At 52.5% G+C, this 2,495-nt stretch carries 2 protein-coding genes; both read right to left on the bottom strand.

Annotation, left to right across the window (positions count from 1 at the left end; all coding sequences use genetic code 11):
• The coding region (locus H6F80_RS19845) for a hypothetical protein (protein ID WP_190793253.1) at positions 1-930 on the bottom strand (930 nt) is incomplete at its 3' end.
• Positions 931-1,011: 81 nt separating this feature from the next.
• Positions 1,012-1,785: an ISL3 family transposase gene (locus H6F80_RS19840; RefSeq protein WP_190793252.1), complete on the bottom strand. Its 774-nt coding sequence runs from the start codon at positions 1,783-1,785 to the stop codon at positions 1,012-1,014.
• Positions 1,786-2,495: the final 710 nt, after the last annotated feature.

The raw sequence follows: 2,495 nt of genomic DNA, 5'->3' as shown, positions 1-2,495 counted from the left end.
TGGATGCTGCCAAGGTTGAGCAGGAGCTTGGGCTAATTTGGCTTGTACAGTGGGGTAGTTCAAAATTTGGTAGTCTCGTCCGCGCAACAGATAACCAAACTGATGGTGTTGCACGACATTGACAAAGGCTGGCACCCCGTAATACCCATCTAATCGCACAATCACAGCCGCAGGGTTGATGCCATGCTGCTCAATGTACTGCTTAATCACCGCACAAGCGCGGACGAGATCGCTCTGAGCTGTCCCATTGCCCGGGCTACCAAACGTTGCTAACCACTCGCTGGTGTGAGCCTGCTGCAGGGCACTGCGCGTGCGCACAACTTGCCCGCGCTTTCGTCCCAGTAAACCTGGGGCACAAGCTTTACTGCTGCGTCGATGCAAGTCTGGATACTCCTGGGTGATGGGTAAGGAGCGTTGACGGGTTGCCTCATGCGTTCCATCGAGATCAAAGACCCAGTACCGCTCGCCTCGACGATCATAAAGCCCTCCGTTGCAGCTCACCGGTAAGCTTTGCTGAAGGAGATTGTGCTCAAACAACTGGCGCAGGCTCTCCAGTGCACCTTCCTCGACAGCTTCCAAAAAGCGTGACAGCGTGGATGCGACTGGACAGCGAGCACGACCCCATACTGCCATCAGCAGGTGCTTCACTGGAGTGAGCGCTTGGAAGAAACCAGCCAGACTTGCTTCTCCACTGACCGCGTAAGCCAGCAACAACAAGACAAAATCACACACTTCATACTGTCCCATTCGCCCTCGGCTAACCCGCACCTGTTGCTGCAACTGCTCCAATAGCCCAGTCGATCTCCACCACTGTCCCAACAGCAATGCTTCTGGTAGCCAAGTTGGCATCACTGGATTGGGTTGAACAGTAGTGACAAATTCAATTCCTGCTACAGTGGAATCAACACTTTTTTCATTCTGTTCAGACATCGTTCCCACTCCACTTCAGGTAAGGGTACGATGTCATTTTCTCGCCATTCCCTGGACTGAGTCCCCTTCTGCAGCTAGCTTTTAGCTTCTTGACAGCTCATTGCGCATCTCGTGGGATACCTGCTGATGCAGCTGCCGACTCTTTTGATAGGTTTTGAGCCGTTGTTGTCGCTTCTGTTCGGCACGTTGTCGCGCATCTGGTCGTGGAGGCGTAGCTGGGGCAATCATCACGGTTGCGTCATCGGGTGCCTCTGCCAACCGTTGGGCATTGTCCACAGCAGTGAGAACCGCATTATGTCCATTCAGGGCTTGTTCCAGCACTTGGGCGAAGTTCTGCAACAGATGAAAGCGATCTGCGATCTGCATTGCCTGGGGGGCACCTTGATTCATCCCACTGCGATACGTGGCGGAACGGTCACGCGAGAGGGCTTCGATTCCCGGATACTGCTCCAGCCATTGTGCCAACGTATTGGCATCGCGATCTTTGAGCAAGGCAATCGGTCGCTGTCGTTCCAGATCCACCAGAATTGTGCCGTAAGATTGCCGTTTAGCGAAGGCAAAGTCGTCTACCCCCAGTACGGTGGGCGGTCTGATTGCAGGCAGGGGCTCTCTTGCAAACAATGACAGCAGCGTGTTGTCCCGGATGCGATAGCCCAACTGAGTCCCTAACCGCTCTGCCGCTTTTCCACCCAATTCGACTGCAATGGCAATCAGATGCTTTACCAATCGTACTGTGCGTCTTGCCCAGGGCGCAGCCACCTGCGGCAATCGCTCAGTAAAGATACGTCGCTTGCACCCTGGGGTGAGGCAAAAGAATTTGCGAACCTGAAGCTGGAGCCTGAGCGCAAAGCCCACCAGGGAAGGTCTTGTAGGGTGCGGCAGTAGCGGCTATGAACCCGATGACTGGTCTGCTGACATAGGGGACAAAGGGCTTGCCGTTGGATAGAGGTAACGGTCAACTGGAGATCCTGAGTTGCCCGATTCAACTTCCAGCTTTCGAGTTGAAGATGCGTGGGGTCAGGTAAAAGTGGGTGAAAGAAGATTGATTTCTCCTGGTACAGAGGATTTATTCCTATCTTGCCAAAGCTTCACCAAAACATGGGATGAGCCAAAATAATTTGAAACTCGACACTAGCTCCACCCCACTCCAACCTTGTCCCAGTACGGCGATCCCCATCCTACCGACTCCTGTCGATCAACCCGGCGATCCTATTGTCCCTCCGCTGAATCCCTCAATTCCGCTCTACACAATACTTTCAAGCTATTTCGCTCAACCTCGTTGCGCATTTCGCGGGACACAAAACGAAAAATAATTTGAAACTCGACAACACTCGATTCGATTGTTGCTCCATTACCTCAAATTCTGGGATGTGCCCGTTCCTGCTTGACTCATACCCTCATTCTGCAACGCCCGGAATTGCTTCAGGAGCAGGACACGATGCCGCAAGCGTGAGTCTCAGGAGCCGCCATGTTGTTTTGGGTAAGTGAACTTGTATTTTGAAGTTATTTCACTTCAACTTTATGATTACAACGGGTACTATAAACCTCTTTACAATAATTCTATG

Origin of the sequence: Leptolyngbya sp. FACHB-711 (genome assembly GCF_014695615.1) — a bacterium.
Lineage (GTDB): Bacteria > Cyanobacteriota > Cyanobacteriia > Elainellales > Elainellaceae > Leptolyngbya_A.
This window is presented reverse-complemented; position numbering and strand designations above follow the sequence as displayed.